Source organism: Streptomyces sp. NBC_00572, assembly GCF_026341815.1.
GTDB lineage: Bacteria > Actinomycetota > Actinomycetes > Streptomycetales > Streptomycetaceae > Streptomyces.
Genome location: NZ_JAPENX010000001.1, coordinates 6723625 through 6740172, shown reverse-complemented (window position 1 = coordinate 6740172; position 16548 = coordinate 6723625). Strand labels below are relative to the sequence as shown.

At 69.3% G+C, this 16548-nt stretch carries 13 protein-coding genes; 4 read left to right on the top strand and 9 right to left on the bottom strand.

The features are described 5' to 3' along the window. Window positions 1-110 precede the first annotated feature (110 nt). From OG514_RS30470 to OG514_RS30430, 9 genes are all read right to left on the bottom strand, one after another. A complete protein-coding gene (locus tag OG514_RS30470; RefSeq protein WP_266900195.1) occupies window positions 111-1583 on the bottom strand; it encodes a non-reducing end alpha-L-arabinofuranosidase family hydrolase in 1473 nt (490 codons plus the stop codon). Next, a complete protein-coding gene (locus OG514_RS30465) occupies window positions 1583-2362 on the bottom strand; it encodes a cupin domain-containing protein (RefSeq protein WP_266900193.1) in 780 nt (259 codons plus the stop codon). Before OG514_RS30465 ends, OG514_RS30470 begins: the two co-directional genes overlap by 1 nt. After that, window positions 2314-3174 carry a PmoA family protein gene (locus OG514_RS30460; protein ID WP_266900191.1) on the bottom strand — a complete coding sequence of 287 codons (861 nt, stop codon included), beginning with the start codon at window positions 3172-3174 and terminating at the stop codon, window positions 2314-2316. Before OG514_RS30460 ends, OG514_RS30465 begins: the two co-directional genes overlap by 49 nt. Continuing rightward, complete coding sequence (locus OG514_RS30455; protein ID WP_266900189.1) at window positions 3171-4175, bottom strand: Gfo/Idh/MocA family protein; 1005 nt, start codon at window positions 4173-4175, stop codon at window positions 3171-3173. The genes OG514_RS30460 and OG514_RS30455 overlap by 4 nt, the downstream gene beginning before the upstream one ends. Further along, window positions 4172-5230 carry an endo-1,4-beta-xylanase gene (locus OG514_RS30450; RefSeq protein ID WP_266900187.1) on the bottom strand — a complete coding sequence of 353 codons (1059 nt, stop codon included), beginning with the start codon at window positions 5228-5230 and terminating at the stop codon, window positions 4172-4174. The genes OG514_RS30455 and OG514_RS30450 overlap by 4 nt, the downstream gene beginning before the upstream one ends. A 26-nt stretch (window positions 5231-5256) precedes the next feature. Continuing rightward, window positions 5257-6642, bottom strand: coding sequence for a glycoside hydrolase (locus tag OG514_RS30445; RefSeq protein ID WP_266900185.1), 1386 nt, complete (start codon window positions 6640-6642; stop codon window positions 5257-5259). 68 nt (window positions 6643-6710) lie between these two features. Further along, entirely contained in the window at window positions 6711-7541 is an 831-nt protein-coding gene (locus OG514_RS30440; RefSeq protein WP_266900183.1) for a carbohydrate ABC transporter permease, read from the bottom strand. After that, entirely contained in the window at window positions 7538-8443 is a 906-nt protein-coding gene (locus tag OG514_RS30435) for a carbohydrate ABC transporter permease (RefSeq protein ID WP_266901016.1), read from the bottom strand. The genes OG514_RS30440 and OG514_RS30435 overlap by 4 nt, the downstream gene beginning before the upstream one ends. A 127-nt stretch (window positions 8444-8570) precedes the next feature. Next, window positions 8571-9863 (bottom strand): extracellular solute-binding protein, encoded by a 1293-nt coding sequence (locus OG514_RS30430; protein WP_266900181.1) that lies wholly within the window; start codon window positions 9861-9863, stop codon window positions 8571-8573. 234 nt (window positions 9864-10097) lie between these two features. Between OG514_RS30430 and OG514_RS30425 the strand changes: the two genes are divergently transcribed. The 4 genes from OG514_RS30425 to OG514_RS30410 all read left to right on the top strand — a co-directional run bounded on the left by OG514_RS30425 (window position 10098) and on the right by OG514_RS30410 (window position 16547). Then, window positions 10098-11111 (top strand): LacI family DNA-binding transcriptional regulator, encoded by a 1014-nt coding sequence (locus OG514_RS30425; RefSeq protein WP_266900180.1) that lies wholly within the window; start codon window positions 10098-10100, stop codon window positions 11109-11111. A gap of 9 nt (window positions 11112-11120) precedes the next feature. After that, the gene (locus OG514_RS30420) at window positions 11121-13340 is read left to right on the top strand and encodes a glycoside hydrolase family 3 N-terminal domain-containing protein (RefSeq protein ID WP_266900179.1); all 2220 of its coding nucleotides are present in this window, start codon (window positions 11121-11123) and stop codon (window positions 13338-13340) included. After that, window positions 13337-14806: a glycoside hydrolase family 43 protein gene (locus tag OG514_RS30415; RefSeq protein ID WP_266900178.1), complete on the top strand. Its 1470-nt coding sequence runs from the start codon at window positions 13337-13339 to the stop codon at window positions 14804-14806. Before OG514_RS30420 ends, OG514_RS30415 begins: the two co-directional genes overlap by 4 nt. 286 nt (window positions 14807-15092) lie before the next feature. After that, window positions 15093-16547, top strand: a complete 1455-nt coding sequence (locus OG514_RS30410; RefSeq protein ID WP_266900177.1) for an endo-1,4-beta-xylanase — start codon at window positions 15093-15095, stop codon at window positions 16545-16547. The last annotated feature ends 1 nt before the right edge of the window (window position 16548 follow it).

The following is a 16548-nucleotide window of genomic DNA, read 5'->3' as shown; positions in this document are numbered from 1 at the left end:
CGCCAGGCTCGGCGGCTACCCTGCCGCGCCGCTCCGTGAGGCCTTGGGCATTCGGGTCGAGGAGTACCGCCCGCTGCGGCGGGATGAGGAGATCATCCGGTGTCACTTTGTCAGCGCTGCAGCGTCAGCAGACCCGGCCGGTAGGGCCACTGGCCGTAGTCACCGCCGGAGTTGGGGTCGCGCCCCTGGTAGAGGAACCGCAGGTTGCACGGATCGACGGTCATGGTCTGGTCGGAGGTGGCGCGGATCAGTTCGCCATGGCTGATGTCGTTGGTCCAGGTGGCACCGCTGTTGGCCTTGCCTGCGAAGGGGTTGCTCTCGGTCGCGGCCTGGGGTGTCCATGCGCCGTTCAGGCTGGTAGCCGTGAACGAGCGGAAGTACCGACCCTGTGAGCCGATCGCCTCGACGATCATGAGGTAGCGGTCCTGGCCCTGGAGCTTGTAGACCTGCGGGGCTTCGAACAGGTTGTTCGTCGTGTCGCTCATCACGACGGTCGAGGCCGTGCCGAAACTGCCCGGGAAGTTCCCGATCGGCATGCCGGCCCGGTAGATCTTGCCGTTGTCACCGGCGAAGAACAGGTACATGTTCGTCCCGTCACCGATGAGCGTCTGGTCGATGGGGCCGGTTCCGGAGCCGGCGATGCTGCCGGAGAAGAGCTCCTGCTCCGCGGACCAGCCGTTCGGGTTGGTGGGGTCGGTCGAGGTCCGGTACGAGAAGGCGGTCCTGCCCCACTGGTAGGCGAGCACCCAGATGTTCTTCGGCGCGAAGAAGAAGAGCGTGGGTGCGACGACGGAACTCGACATCGTGTTCTGGCCGGTCGAGGCCATCTCCGACCAGTTGGTGAACGGGGTGAAGTTCATCGAACCCCATCCCACTCCCGTTCCCGCGGCGCCGTGCGTCGTCGCGTAGACGAGATGCTTGCCGTTGTACGGGGCGATCGTGAAGTCCTTGAGCGAGGCCCATCCCGCCTTGGGCTGCGCCAGCGCGCCCGTCGAGGTCCAGCGGTACGTCGACGGAAGCGCGCACGTGCCGGGGGTGCCGCCGCTGACCTTGACGAGCTGCCACTGCTGGTTGGCACCGCCCCAGTCGTCGTACTGGACGATGTTCGCGCCGTCGGCCGTGGAAGCGCCCTGCACTTCGAGGGCCTTGTTGCTGTGGCGCGCGATGAGCCGCACGTGTCCGTCGGGGCTGTCGGCGAGCCGCCACTGCTGGTTGGTGCTGTTCGCGTCGGCCCACTGGACGATCGGGCCGCCGTTGGCGGTCGACCCGCCCTGGACGTCCAGCACCTTGCCGGAGTGGCGGGACATGACGCGGTAGTAGCCGCCGCCGGAGTCGACGAACTGCCACTGCTGCTGGTTCTGGTCGTTCCTGGCCCACTGGGTGATGCGGGCGCCGTCGTTGGTCGACAGGTTGTACACGTCGAGGGCCTTGCCGCTGCTGCGATTGACCAGCACATACGCGGCGCCGGGGTCGACGGTCGCCGCGGCGGCGGGCGGGGCACCAAGGATCGTAGCGCCGAGCAGCAAGGACGACAGGACCGCGAGTACGAGACTCAGGACCAGAGGTGGATGACGGAAGCGCATCAGGAGAGTTCCTTCGGGGGAGGGAGGTGGAGTGACCCCGACGGGCCGCCGAGCGGCCTGGTCGGGAGGGGGTAAGGGTGAAGGTGGCCGCACATGCCGAAGATCGGGTGCTCCGGGCGCTCCAGTCGCGACACTTCGCCGTGACCGAGGTGGGAGAGGTCTCCCGCCTTCAGCCGTTCCAGCTGGCGGCCGGTCGTGAGGGCCGCGGCCAAGGGGCCGTCACGCCAGCGGATCTCCCAGTCGTCCAGGAGCTCGCTCTTCAGGCGCTGGGCCGCGATGTGGAACTCCCGCAGCCCGCCTTCCCGCAAGGCCAGGAATCCCTGGAGCGCCAGGTCGCGGCGGCGGCGCGCCGCCACGGCATGGTCGCCGGTCAGAGCGGCCGCCGCCTGGTAGGCCTGTGGGTCGGCAAGGACGGGAGCGGGGAAGGTGAAGACGGCGTCGCCCGCCTCGGGGAGTCCGCTGTTCGCCATGAGCACCACGAGGCGCAGGCCGCCGGCGTTGACGAGGCGGTGGATCGTGCCGGGAGTGAACCAGACAACGTCGCCGGGGTGCAGCGGGGTCTCGGCGAAGCCGGTGGTGGTGAGGGTCTGGACGCTGCCCGCGCCGCCGATGACGACGTACGCCTCCGAGCAGACGAGGTGCATGTGGGGTGTTCCCCCGCACAGTCCGTCGGCGGTCTCTTCGTCGTAAACGGTCACTCCGGAGATCCCCACGCCACCGGGGAACGGAGTCACCACGGGTGTTCCTCGACGTGGCGGGAGAGACGCTCGGGGGTCCATGCGCCGTCGGCGACGGTGATCCGGTAGCGGCGCGACAGGGTGTCGCCCGGGGCCAGCGGCAGTTCCTCGTCGAACGCCAGGGAAGGGTTGACGGCGGGGAAGGGCTCCCTGCGGACGAACCAGTGGCAGGGGGCCTCCGGATCGTCCAGGAACAGGAGCGTGGAGGAACGGTCGACCTCGTCGTGCCTGCCGACGAAGGCCAGCCAGTCGCCCTTCTCCCCCATCGCGGGGCCGATCACATCGCCGCCGGTGAAGTCGCGCGGGCCACGCCAGAAGAGGCCGGAGTACCCGGCGAGCTCTCTGCCCTGTGTGCCCGGGCTGCCGAACATCAAGGTGGTGTCGTGGACGTTGGTCAGTGCGGTGGTGACGTCCAGGGTCCAGGAGTCGGACTCGACGTCGCGCGCGGTCAGCGTGCGGCGCTCGTCGATCCAGTGCTCCCCCGCCATCGTGTGCCAGGCCAGGTCCTCGGTGATCACGGCGCGGCCATGGCCCGTTCCGGCGGATACGGCGAGGCTGCGCATCGTGCCGAGGTTCGGCAGGTCGACGTAGCCCTGGCCGCGCAGATAGGTGCCGCCGCCCCAGAAGTTCTGCCCCGACACCCACGACGCCGTGATCTGGAGCCCCTTGTGCCAGCGGTGGTCGTGCGGCCGGTACCCGGTGACCACGTCGCCGGCGAGCGTGCGTACCGGATGCAGATAGGGCTTCGGCGCCTCGAAGGGGTCCATGACCGGCCGGTGCACGTACCGGAAGAGGTCGATGCCGCGGGCGTGGACGATCAACGAGTCCTCGTTCTCAAGGAGTTCGAACGTCATCGGAACACCCCCGGCAGCCCTCCGTTGAGCGCGCCGTAGAACGGGTCGGCCGCGTCGATCTCCCCGCGCCGGACCGGCAGTCCGGTGATCGCGGCCTTGTACAGGGCGGTCACCAGTTCCATGGTGGACCTGCCGAGGTCGGGCCGGATACCCGCCTCGTAGCCGTCGAGGAAGTCCGCGAGCTGGGCGGTGTGCGACCTGGTGGTGAACGTCCAGTCCGCGTTGGAGTAGCCGTACAGATGACGCAGCTCCACCGTGGCCTCGGTGAGATCGAACCGCAGGTAGCTCTCCTCGCGTGGGGAGAGGACGCTGTTGACGACGGTGGCGATGGCTCCGTTCTCGAACCGGACCAGGGCCGTGGACACGTCCTCGGTCTGGACATCGCGCTCCAGGCGGCCTGCCATCGCGCGTACCTCGGACCATTCGCCGAGCACCGCGAGCATCAGGTCCATCTGATGGATGCCGTGGCCCAGCGTCGGACCCCCGCCCTCGCTCTCCCATGTGCCGCGCCAGGGCACGTCGTAGTAGGCGTCGTCGCGGTACCACGCCGTGACGCACTGCGCGACCAGCGGGCGGCCCAGCGTCCCGGCCGCGATCCGGTCGCGCAGGTACCGGGCCCCCGTGCCGTACCGGTGCTGGAACACCGCGCCCGCGACGGCGCGCCCCTCGGCGGCACGGATCCGGTCGAGCTCGGCCAGCGAAAGCGCCACCGGCTTCTCGCACCACACCCACGCCCCCGCCCCCAGGCAGGCCACCGCCTGGTCGGCGTGGAGGAACGGAGGTGTGCACAGGTGCACCAGGTCCGGCCTCTGCTCGTCGAGCATCGTGTGGAGGTCGGTGTAGACCTCGGGAATGCCGTGCTCGGCCGCGAACGCCTGGGCGCGCGCGGCGTCCACGTCGACGGCCGCCACGATCTCGGCCCGGTGTGCCTGGGCTCGGAGGGCGGGAACGTGGCAGATCCCCGCGATCCCGCCCGCACCGACGATCGCCGTTCGGATCATCCGCCCAGCACCGCCCTGATCGAGTGATAGGCCGGCTTGGGCCGCAGGTTCTCGTCGTAAGGCAGCGCCGCGCCCTCACCGGGGAAGACGGAGGGGATCCACGAGTACTTGTCCGTGTAGTCCCAGATGGTGATGCCGACGCACTTCTCGACCGCCAGGCAGGCCTTGACGTAGTCCGCGTACCAGGTGGCCTGGGTGGCGAGCTGCTCCGGGGTCGCGGGGAGGGTCATCCGGATGTCGAGCTCGGTGACCGCGACCTCGACCCCGAGGTCGGCGAAGCGCTGCATGTTCTGCTGGACGTCGGCGGGGAAGCCGTACTGGAGCGCCAGGTGGCCCTGGATGCCGAAGCCCTCCACCGGGACGCCGTCCGCCTTCAGCTGCTTGATCAGGGTGTAGTAGGCATCGCTCTTGGGGCCGATCCCGTCGACGTTGTAGTCGTTGAGGTACAGCTTGGCGTGGCGGTCGGCCTCGTGCGCCCAGCGCAGGGCGTCGGCGATGTAGCCGGGGCCGAGCGTCTTGTAGAAGAGCGACTCGCGATAGGTACCGTCCTCGTTGAAGGCCTCGTTGACGACGTCCCAGTGGATCACCTGGCCCTTGAAGTGTCGGACCACCGTCTGGATGTGGTTCTTGAGGATGGCGCGCAGCTCGTCGGCGGTCCAGGTGCCCTCGGTGAGCCAGGCTGGGAGCTGGTTGTGCCAGAGGAGCGTGTGGCCGCGGACCTTCTGGTGGTGGGCCTTGGCGAAGGAGACGACCTCGTCGGCGGCGGTGAAGTCGAAGACGCCGCGCTCGGGCTCGGTGGCGTACCACTTCATGGCGTTGCCGGGGGTGGTCTGCCCGAACTCGCTGCCGAGGAGCTTCAGATAGGCAGCGTCGGTGAACTCGGGGTTGTCGGTGGCGGAGCCGAAGTACTTGTGGTGCTTCTTGGCCAGTTCGCCGAGCGTCCTGGGGCGGGGGTCGGCGGCGGCGGGCGCGGCGGCGAGGCCGGCCGCGAGGCAGGCGGCCGCGGACAGGGCGGTGAGAACCCTGGACGCGGTGAGAATCCGGGACTTGGACATGGCGGACTCCTCGTGGGATGGGCGGTTCAGTCGAGGACGATCGTGGTGAGCGCGCGCGGGGCGAGCTTGGCGGTGAGGGTCGTGCCGTGGGTGGACACGATGTCGGCCGGGGTGATCGAGCGGGTCTCGTCGGTGACGTAGGCGCCGGGGTGCCGGTCGTGCCCGCCGCGAAGGGTGAAGGCGGCGGAGCTTTCGGTGGTCGCGGTGTTGAGGATCTCGATCACGCGACTGCCGTCGGTGTTCCGGAAAGCGGTGATCCGCAGTGCCGGGTCGGCGTTCGTGACCGGCACGCGGACCGCGCCGGGGCGGATGAACCGGCTGAAGGCGGCCAGCGCCCAGTAGCGCTTGGACACCCGGTAGTCGTCGCCGGGGTTGGCGAGCTGGATGAGCCCTCGGGTCGCGCCGAGGGACGCGCCGGTCCAGTAGACGTAGGCGTTGGCGTTGCCGACGGTCAGGGTGTTCTGGATGTCGGCCGCGACGGTGAGACCGTCGTAGCCGCTGCCGTCGTCCCAGTTCTCGTTCCAGGTGGAGCCGTCCGGTGACCATTCCGACATCCACACGCGCTTGTCGGTCGGCTGCGGGACATCGGTCGGACCGCTGTAGCGGTGGCCGGTGATGGTCCGTACGGCCTTGTCGGCCGCGGGGTCCGCCTCGATGGCCCGGGTGTAGGCGACCTGGCGGTCCCAGCCGGCGGCGTCGCAGCAGACCACTCCGGTCTTCAATCCGGCTGCGCGGACGGTCGGCCCGAGCACCTTGAGGAAGTCGACGGCCTGCTGCGGGGTGAACCGCATCGAGGCGTAGGTCGCCGTCCAGTCGGGTTCGTTGGTGAACCCCAGGTCGGTGATCCCGATGCCTTCCTGCCGGTAGAACTTCGCGTACTGGACGAGGTAGTTCGCGTAGGCCTGACACCATTCGGGCCGGAGCTCGCCGCCGTCGTTCTCGCTTCCGTTGGTCTTCATGAAGGCCGGGGCGCTCCACGCGTCGGCGAAGAACCGTTTGACGCCATAGGCCTTGGCCTCCTTGGCGAGCCAGACCTGGCCGCCGTCCCAGCCGTCCCAGGAGTACGTCGGCGTGGCGTCCGGGCCGCCGGGATCGGCCGGCAGGATCGTCGGCATGTGGTCGTAGACCCTGTCGGTCGACGACCCGATGCCCAGGCGCAGGATCGAGAGCCCCGCGCCCTTCTCCTTGCTGAGCAGCAGGTCGAGCACCTCGCGCTGCTTGGCCGGGCTGAGGCCGCGCGCGCCGTGCAGCAGGTCGGCCCGCTGGAAGGCCATCGAGAAGCCGAATCCGTCGATCGGCTGGAGGGCGGTGCGGAAGTCGATGACGGGTCGTTCGGGGGCGGCCGCGGGTCGCGGAGGGTCGGCCGCGGGTCGCGGAGGGTCGGCCGCGGCGTGCGATGTGAGCGCTAACATCATGACGGCTGTCAGTGCGGTCAGGCGTTTCACAGGGTCTCCTCGGGATGGACGTAACGCGGGGCGGGTCAGCCCTTGGTGGCGCCCGCGGTGAGGCCGCCGATCAGCTGGCGCTCGGCAACGGCGTAGAAGGCCAGGGCGGGGACCATGGCGAGCACGATGTAGGCGAGGACGAGCGCGTAGTCGGTCGAGTACTGGCCCTGGAACTGCTGGACGCCGACCGGGATCGTCTGCCATTTCGGATCGTTGAACACCAGCAGCGGCAGGAAGAAGTTGTTCCAGCTCGCGACGATCGCCAGCACCGAGACCGTACCGAGCGCCGGGCGCGCCATCGGCAGCAGGATCTTCCAGAAGAAGCGGAACTTGCCGCAGCCGTCCATGATGGCCGCCTCCTCGACCTCCGCCGGGATGGTCCGGAAGAATCCGCGGAGAATGATGATCGTCATGGGGAGCCCGAAGGCGGCCTGCGGGAGGATCACCCCCAGCGGGTTGTCGAGCAGGTCGAAGGTGCGCAGCAGCAGGAACAGCGGCAGGACCGCCACCGCGAACGGGAACATCAGCCCGATCGTGAAGAGCATGTAGAACAGCTCCCTGCCCCGGAAGGCGTAGCGAGCCAGCGCGAACGCCGCCATGGCGGAGGCCGCCACCGTGCAGATCGTCGTGCCGATCGCGATGCCGGCGCTGTTGGCGATCTGCCGCCAGAACATTCCGTCGCCGAGGATGCCGGTGTAGTTGCCGGTCTTCCAGTGCTCAGGCAGCCCGAACGGATTGGTCGTCAGCTCGCCGGTGCTCTTGAACCCGGAGATCACCGCGTAGATCAGCGGTACGACGACGAACGCGCCGATCAGCCAGACCACGGCGTGCAGCGACAGGCCACGTGCCGCCCTGCGGGCGTTCATCGACCACCTCCCGTGGTGACGGCCCCGCTCAGGTCGCGGCGGAGCACGTAGCGCTGGTAGAAGAGGGAGAAGACCAGGCTGATCATGAACAGCACCACGCTGATCGCACTGGCGTAGCCGACCTGGTATCGCTTGAACCCGAACTGGAACATCGAGATCGCCATCGTCTCGGAGGAGTGGTTGGGGCCGCCCGCGGTCATGACCCAGACGAGGTCGAAGAGCTGGATGGCCCCGATGACCGAAAGGAAGACGCTGATCCGGATCGTCGGGCCGAGCAGCGGCAGCGTCACGTACCGGAAGCGCTGCCAGGCGCCGGCGCCGTCGATGGCGGCGGCATCGAGGATCTCACGCGGGATGCTCTGCAGCCCGGCGAGGAAGAGCATCATGTGGAAGCCGAAGTACTTCCAGGTCATGACCACGAACAGGGTCGGCATGACCGTCGAGGGGTCGGCGAGCCACTTGCCCTCCAGGCCCTCCAGGCCGAGGGCGCCGGCGAGATGGTCGGCCATGCCGTCGCCGGGAAGGAAGATCATGGTGAAGAGGACCGCCGTGACCACCTCGGACAGGATGTACGGCGCGAAGAACAGCATTCGGTAGACGGCCCGGCCGCGCAGCTTCTGGTTGAGCAGGACCGCGGTGAACAGCGCGAAGGGCAGCTGCACCGTGACCGACAGGATGATCAGGTACAGCCCGCGCCCCATGTCGCCGAGGAAGACCTGATCGGCGAAGAGCCTGACGTAGTTGTCGAAGCCGACGAAGTCGTCCATGGGGCCGACCCCGCCCCACTTGAAGAAGCTGGTGTGGACGGCGACGACGATCGGGGCGAGGACGAAGACGAGGAAGAGGACCAGAGCCGGGACGAGGAACCAGGCGATCGACGCCCAGGAGCCCAGCCCGTGCAGGAGCGACCGGGCCGGGGTGGGCGGGCGCACCGGTACGGCGTCCGCCGCCCGCTCGCCCCCCGTCCGCTCGTCGGCCCGGTCCTCGCCCGGGCCCTTGCCCCGGCCCTTGGTCGTGGTAGCCACGGAGCTAGGCACCCTTCGCAGCCTCGGTGATCGACTGGGTGACCTGCTCGGGCGTCTTCTTGCCCGCGATGAGGTCGGCGACGCTGTCGTTGACCTCCTGGCCGACCGCCGGCGGATAGGCCTGGTCGAGGAAGAGCTGGAAGCCCGTCGCCTTGACCAGACTGCCGGCCACCACCTTCTTGTTGGCGTCGGTGAGCCGGCTCTCCGCACCCTTGACCACCGGCAGGTAGCCGTTGGACGCTAGCAGCTTGGACTCGTTCTCCAGAACGAAGAACTTCAGGAAGTCCAGCGCCTCCTTCGGGGCGCCCTTGCGCAGCGCGAAGCCGCCGCCGCCGCCGAACACCTCGCCGGCCTTGCCGACTCCGCCGTCGACCGTCGGGAAGGGGAAGAAGCCCAGGTCCGCGCCGAGGTCGGCGCCCGCGTCCTTCTGCACGGACGGCGCCCACTGCCCCATCAACTCCATGGCGGCCTTGCCGTTGCCCATGGTCGCGGCCTGACCGCCCGGGGTGGCGTAACCGGCCCCGAGGAAGGCCTCCTGGAACGGCTGGAGGTCCACCAGCTCCTTGAGGTGGACACCGGCCTGGACGAAGCCGGGGCCGGTGAAGTCCTTACTGGTCGCGGCCTGTTGCAGGGCAGGGAGGCCGGCGACGCGCATCGCGAGGTAGGCCCAGTAGTAGTGGCCCGGCCACTTCTCCTTGCCCGCGAGGGCGATCGGGGTGACGCCGGCCGCCTTGAGCTTCTTGACGACATCGAGGAACCCGGCCCAGGTGGCCGGCGGCGCGGTGACCCCGGCCTTGGCGAAGAGCTTCTTGTTGTACCAGAAGCCGACCATTCCGATGTCGTAAGGAACGCCGTAGGTCCGGCCCTCGATCTGATAGGCCTGCAGCGACACCGGGGTGAGCTCGGACGACCAGCCCAACGCGTCGGTGAGGTCTTCGACAAGACCCGCGTCGACCTGCTGCCGCAGCACTCCGCCGCCCCAGGTCTGGAAGACGTCGGGGAGCTTGCCGGACGAGGTGGTGGCGGTCAGCTTGGACTTGAACGCCTCGTTCTCCAACGAGGTCGTCTCGATCCTGATGTTCGGGTGAGCGGCCATGAACGCCGAGGCGATCTGCGGGAAGAGGGACTTGCCCGGTTCCGTCGTGGCGATGTTCCACCACGCGAACGTCACCTTGCCGTCGGCCGCCGGCCCGCCGCCGGAGTCGCCACCGCCGCAGGCCGCGGTCAGCGAGACGGACAGTGCCGTCAGGCCCGAGAGGGCAAGGAAGCTTCGTCGGCTCGGGGGGATGCTGGCCATGGGACCTCCGGGGTGAGGAATGCCGATTCGAGCCCGAAAACTTTTCGTAAAACTCTCGAATTCTGTGCTGCCACAAACTAGGAACGTGCGGCTTCCCGGTCAAGACTTCTCGCCGAACTTGCTTGAAACAACGGCGATTTACAGGGTTGACAAGCCGGTCACACGGATCCGAAACTCTTCGAAACGTTTGCGGTACGTGTCGCCGGCCGGTGGCGTCCGCGCAGAGGAGAGAAGTTGAGCGAGCAGCGCCCGACCCTGGCCGTCATCGCCGCGGAGGCAGGCGTCTCCCAGGCCACTGTGTCCAAGGTGATCAACGGTCGCTCCGATGTCGCGCCGTCGACACGCGAGCGGATCGAAGCCCTGCTGCGATCCCACAACTACCTTCCCCCCGGCCGGCAGGGCCGTGCCCGCAGGTCGGGCCTGGTCGATTTGATCATCGGCGGTCTGGACAGCGCGTGGGCGGTGGAGATACTGCGCGGCGTCGAGGCCGAGTGCGCCCAGCGGGGCGTCGGCACCGTCGTGTCGCTCGTCCCGCCGGGCGAGGCCACACCGTCGAGCTGGGCCGCACTGCCGGTCCTGCACCACAGCGACGGCGTCATCCTCGTCACCGCCTCGGTCACCCAGGCCCAGCGCGCCCAGGTCGAACGGGCCGGGGTGGCGCTGGTCGTCATCGACCCGATCGACCTGCCGGGCAACGGTGTGCCGAGCATCGGCGCGACCAACTGGGCCGGCGGCCTCGCCGCCACCGAGCACCTGCTGGATATGGGGCACCGCCGGATCGCCGCGATCGGCGGGCGCAGGGAGATGCTCTGCAGCCAGGCCCGGATCGACGGGTACCGGGCAGCGCTGGAGCGGGCCGGGGTCGAGGTCGACCGCGACCTGATCCGGTTCGGCGACTTCCAGCACGAGGGCGGGTTCCGGCGCGCCCAGGAACTGCTCGCCCTCCCCGACCCGCCGACGGCCGTCTTCGCCGGTAGTGACCAGCAGGCGATGGGCGTCTACGAAGCCGCCCGGCAGGCCGGGTTGAGCATCCCGGAGGACCTCAGCGTGGTCGGCTTCGACGACCTGCCGATGTGCGACTGGCTGTCGCCGCCGCTGACGACGGTCCGTCAACCGCTGGAGGAGATGGGCCGGCTCGCCGCCCGCACACTGTTCCAGCTTCTGGAGGACCAGCCCCTGGTCAGCCCCCGGATGGAGCTCGCGACCGAGCTCAAGGTCCGCCTCTCCACCGCCCCGCCCCGCTCTTAGGAGAACCCCTTGACCGAGCCCTGGCGTGACCCCCTCCTGCCCGCGTCCGTGCGAGTCTCCGATCTGCTGAAACGGATGACGGTGGAGGAGAAGGCGGGGCAGCTCGCCGGCTTCTGGGCGCTGCCCTCGAATCCGGGAGCGCCTGTCGCGCCGATGGAGGACGATTCCGGCGAGTCCGCGCCCGGCTTCGGCGACATCGTGGCCCACGGGCTCGGCCAGCTCACCCGGGTGTACGGCACCGCGCCGATCACCGCCGAAGCCGGGATGGAGCGGCTCGCCTCGCTCCAGCGGCAGGTGACCGGATCCGGCCGGTTCGGGATCCCGGCGGTCGCTCACGAGGAGTGCCTGACGGGGTTCATGACGTTCGGGGCGACGGTCTTCCCCGGGCCGCTCGCCTGGGGTGCGTCCTTCGATCCCGGGCTCGTGCGCCGGATGGCCGCCGCCATCGGCGCGGGGATGCGGCGGGTCGGCGTCCACCAAGGGCTGGCTCCGGTGCTCGACGTGGTCCGGGACTACCGGTGGGGCAGGACCGAGGAGTGCATCGGCGAGGATCCCTATCTCGTCGGAACGATCGGTACCGCCTATGTGCAGGGCTTGGAAGGCGCCGGGATCGTGGCGACGCTCAAGCACTTCGCCGGGTACTCGGCCTCGCGCGGCGGCCGGAACATGGCTCCCGTCTCCTCGGGGCCGCGCGAGTTCGCCGACGTGCTGGTCGAGCCTTTCGTAGGGGCACTGCGAGAAGGGGGTGCACGGTCGGTGATGAACAGCTACACCGACGTGGACGGTGTCCCGGTGGCCGCCGACGAACGGCTGCTGACCGAACTGCTCAGAGGTGAGCTCGGTTTCAGCGGTGTGGTCGTCGCCGACTACTACGCCGTCTCCTTCCTGGAGACCCGGCACGGCGTCGCCGGATCGCGCGGCGCGGCCGGCGCGCTGGCACTGACCGCCGGAATCGACGTCGAGCTGCCCACGGCCCGCTGCTACGGCGAGCCGCTGACCGAACTCGTACGGGCAGGAACCGTACCGGAGGAGCTCATCGACCGGGCCGCGGAGCGGGTCCTGCTGCAGAAGGCCGAACTCGGCCTGCTCGACCCCGGCTGGGAGCCCGTCAAGCCCGAGCCGGTCGACCTCGACCCGCCGGAGAACCGGGCTCTGGCCAGGCTCCTGGCCGAACGGTCCACCGTGCTGCTCGCCAACGACGGCACCCTGCCGCTGCGGCCGTGCCGGGTCGCGGTCAGCGGGCCGTACGCCGACGACCCCCAGTCCTTCCTCGGCTGCTACTCCTTCCCCAACCACGTCGCCCTGCCCGGCGACCTCGGGCTGGAGATCCCGACGCTCGGCGAGGCGCTCACCGCTGCCGGGTTCACGGTCACCGCCGACGATCCGGACGTGAACGTGCTGGTCCTCGGGGACCGGGCCGGCATGTTCGGCCGGGGCACCTCCGGAGAGGGCTGCGACGCCGAGACTCTCGACCTGCCGGGCGACCAGGCCGCACTCGCCTCCGCCGTCCTGGACTCCGGGGTGCCGACCGTCCTGGTCCTCGTCTCCGGACGGCCGTACGCGCTCGGCACACTGGCGGAGCGCGCATCGGCCGTGGTGCAGGCCTTCTTCCCGGGCGAGGAAGGCGGGACGGCGCTTGCCCGGATCATCAGCGGAGCCGCGGAACCCTCCGGGCGACTGCCCGTCTCCCTTCCCCGCCAGGCCGGCGGCCAGCCCGGGACCTATCTGCACTCCAGGCTCGGCGGGCGCACCGACTGGAGCTCGGTGGACCCGACGCCGTTGTTCCCCTTCGGACACGGGCTGAGCTGGACCAGCTTCACCTGCTCGGAACTCTCGGTGGATCCCGTCGCCGCGACGGACGGAGCCGTCTTCGTCTCGGTCACCGTACGGAACGTCGGCGAGGTGGCCGGAACGGAGGTGGTGCAGCTGTACCTCTCGGACCCCGAGGCGTCCGTCGTCCGGCCGGAGCGGTGGCTCGCCGGATTCGGCAGGGTCGAGCTGGAGCCGGGCGCGGCCGCCCGGATCACCTTCTCCGTCCATGCCGACCGGACCTCTTTCACCGGGATCGACCTGCGGAGGAGAGTGGAGCCCGGGGAGATCGGCGTGGCCGTCGGACGGTCCAGCGGCGATCTTCCGCTTCGGGGCTCCTTCACTCTGCGCGGCCCCGTACGTCACCCGGGGACCGACCGAGTGCTGTCCGTGCCGGTCGAGATCGTCCCCGTGCCATGACCGCGTGGTTCGGCGATCCCGTGCTGCCGGGGTTCCGGCCCGACCCGTCCGTCTGCCGAGTGGGAGCGGACTACTACTTGGTGACGTCCAGCTTCGAATGGTTCCCGGGCCTTCCCGTGTTCCACAGCCGCGATCTGGTGAACTGGCGGCGCCTCGGCTCCGCGCTCGACCGGGCGTCTCAGCTCGACCTCGACGGGTGCGGGCCCTCACGGGGCCTGTTCGCACCGACGATCCGGCACCATGACGGGGTCTTCCATCTCGTCTGCACGCTGATGGACGGCCCCGGCCATTTCGTCGTCACGGCGACCGACCCGGCGGGGCCGTGGTCGGAGCCGCACTGGCTGGACGGCGAGGGCTTCGACCCGTCGCTGTTCTTCGACGACGCGCCGGACGACGGCGACGGCCGGGCCTGGTTCACCGCCGCCCGCGTACTGGACGAGGCCGCCGGTCGCACCGAGATCTGGATGCGTGAGTACCTTCCCCGTGAACGACGGCTCACCGGACCCGAGCACGTCCTGTGGTCGGGAAGCCGTCCGGGCGCCCGATGGCCGGAAGCTCCGCACCTCTACAAGATCGACGGCACCTATCTTCTGCTCACCGCCGAGGGCGGCACCGATGTGGACCACAGCGTGGTGGCCGCCCGCGCCGACCTCGTGACCGGCCCCTACAAGGGCGCCCCCGGCAACCCGGTGCTCCCACCCGCCGAGGGCCCGGTCACCTGCACCGGGCACGCCGACCTCGTCCAGACCCCGGACGGCGACTGGCGGGCCGTCCTGCTGGGCGTCCGTCCGGGCTCCGCCATCGGCCGCGAGACGTTCCTCTGCCGAATCATCTGGGACGACGGCTGGCCGGTCTTCACCCCCGTCGTCCACACCGGGCGTCACGGCCCTCTCCACGACGACTTCGCCACCCTCTCCGCCGACTGGAGCACCCTGCGCACCCCACCCGCGCGTTTCTGGACCACCGGCGACGGGCTCCGCCTCCGGCTCCGCCCCGAACGCCTCGGCGAGCGCACCTCCCCGTCCCTCGTGGCCCGCCCTCAGGAGCAGCCCGACTGCGACGTCTCCACCGAGCTGCACTTCACTCCCGCGGCGCGGGGTGAGGAGGCGGGCCTCGCCGTGGTCCTCGACGACGACAGGCACCTCCTCCTCCTTCGCACCGCGGAAGGGCTCAGCCTCCGTCACGGACCCGAGGTCCTGGCCGGCGTACCCGTTCCCCCGGGCCCGATCCGCCTGGGCGTCCGTATCCGCGGTTTCCGCCACACCTTCGCCCACGCGGCACCCGGCGGTGCCTGGCAGGAGCTGACCACCGTCGAAGCGGCCTTTCTCACCCCTCAGTTCACCAGCGTCCAGCTCGGCCTCTACGCCACCTCCAACGGTCGCCCGTCCACCAACCAGGCCCTTTTCACGTGGTTCGACCTCGCGTATCCGCGTACATCCGCGCCAGGCCCGGATTTCTCGCCGTGAGTGCAGGCTTTCGCCTCGACGCTCGACGCTCGACGCTCGACGATAGACGCAGATCAAGGGCGGTCCGCATCGAAAGAATTTCGACGCGGACCGCATTATCGAAATCGTTTCGAAACTCTTGACATGTACCTGTCGCTTTTCCACACTGAATCCCGAGGCGGCGTCTCCCCTTTCCGGTAAGCCCTGATGGCGCGCGTCATTTGTCGATTCGACAGATACGTCACCGACGCGGATTCGTTCTGCCGCCCTCACTTCCTTCCGCGATTTCCATCCTGGAGGTTCAGTAATGCATTCACCCGCCATTCCCCCGTCCACGGTCCGCCGGAAAATCGGCGGCCTCTGCGCGGCGCTGATCGTCGGCGTCCTCGGTTCCGCCACCGTGCTGGTGGCGCCACTGACGTCACAAGCCGCCGAGAGCACGCTCGGCAGCGCGGCGAAGCAGAGCGGCCGGTACTTCGGCACCGCCATCGCCTCGGGCAGGCTCAACGACTCGGCGTATACGACGATCGCCGGCCGCGAGTTCAATTCGGTGACGGCCGAGAACGAGATGAAGATCGACGCCACCGAACCGCAGCAGGGACAGTTCAACTTCACCGCCGCCGACCGCGTCTACAACTGGGCGGTGCAGAACGGCAAGCAGGTGCGCGGCCACACCCTGGCCTGGCACTCCCAGCAGCCCGGCTGGATGCAGAGCCTCAGCGGGAGCGCGCTGCGCCAGGCGATGACCAACCACATCGACGGCGTGATGGCCCACTACAAGGGCAAGATCGGCCAGTGGGACGTCGTGAACGAGGCCTTCGTCGACGGCAGTTCAGGAGCCCGGCGCGACTCCAACCTGCAGCGCACCGGCAACGACTGGATCGAGGTCGCCTTCCGCGCCGCACGCGCCGCCGACCCGGCCGCCAAGCTCTGCTACAACGACTACAACGTCGAGAACTGGACCTGGGCCAAGACCCAGGCCATGTACGCCATGGTCCGGGACTTCAAGCAGCGCGGCGTGCCCATCGACTGCGTCGGCTTCCAGTCGCACTTCAACAGCGACAGCCCCTACAACAGCAACTTCCGCACCACCCTCCAGAACTTCGCCTCCCTCGGCGTCGATGTGGCCATCACCGAACTCGACATCCAGGGCGCCTCGGCCACGACCTACGCCAACGTGACCAACGACTGCCTGGCCGTCCCGCGCTGCCTCGGCATCACCGTGTGGGGGGTGCGCGACACCGATTCGTGGCGAGCGGAGCACACGCCGCTGCTCTTCAACGGCGACGGCAGCAAGAAGCCCGCCTATACCTCCGTACTCAACGCACTCAACGCCGCCTCCCCGACGCCCACGCCCACGCCCACTCCGACCCCCTCCCCCGGCTCCGGACCGATCAAGGGAGTGGCCTCGGGCCGCTGCCTGGACGTGCCGGCGTCCAGCACGACCGACGGCACCCAGGTCCAGCTGTGGGACTGCAACAACCGCACCAACCAGCAGTGGACCTACACCGCCGCCGGTGAACTCAGGGTCTACGGCGACAAGTGCCTGGACGCGGCCGGAACCGGCAACGGCGCCAAGGTCCAGATCTACAGCTGCTGGGGAGCCGACAACCAGAAGTGGCGCCTCGACTCCGACGGATCCATCGTCGGCGTCCAGTCCGGCCTCTGCCTCGACGCCGCAGCCAACGGCACCGCCAACGGCACCCTGATCCAGCTCTACACCTGCTGGAACGGCACCAACCAGCGCTGGACCCGCAGCTGAC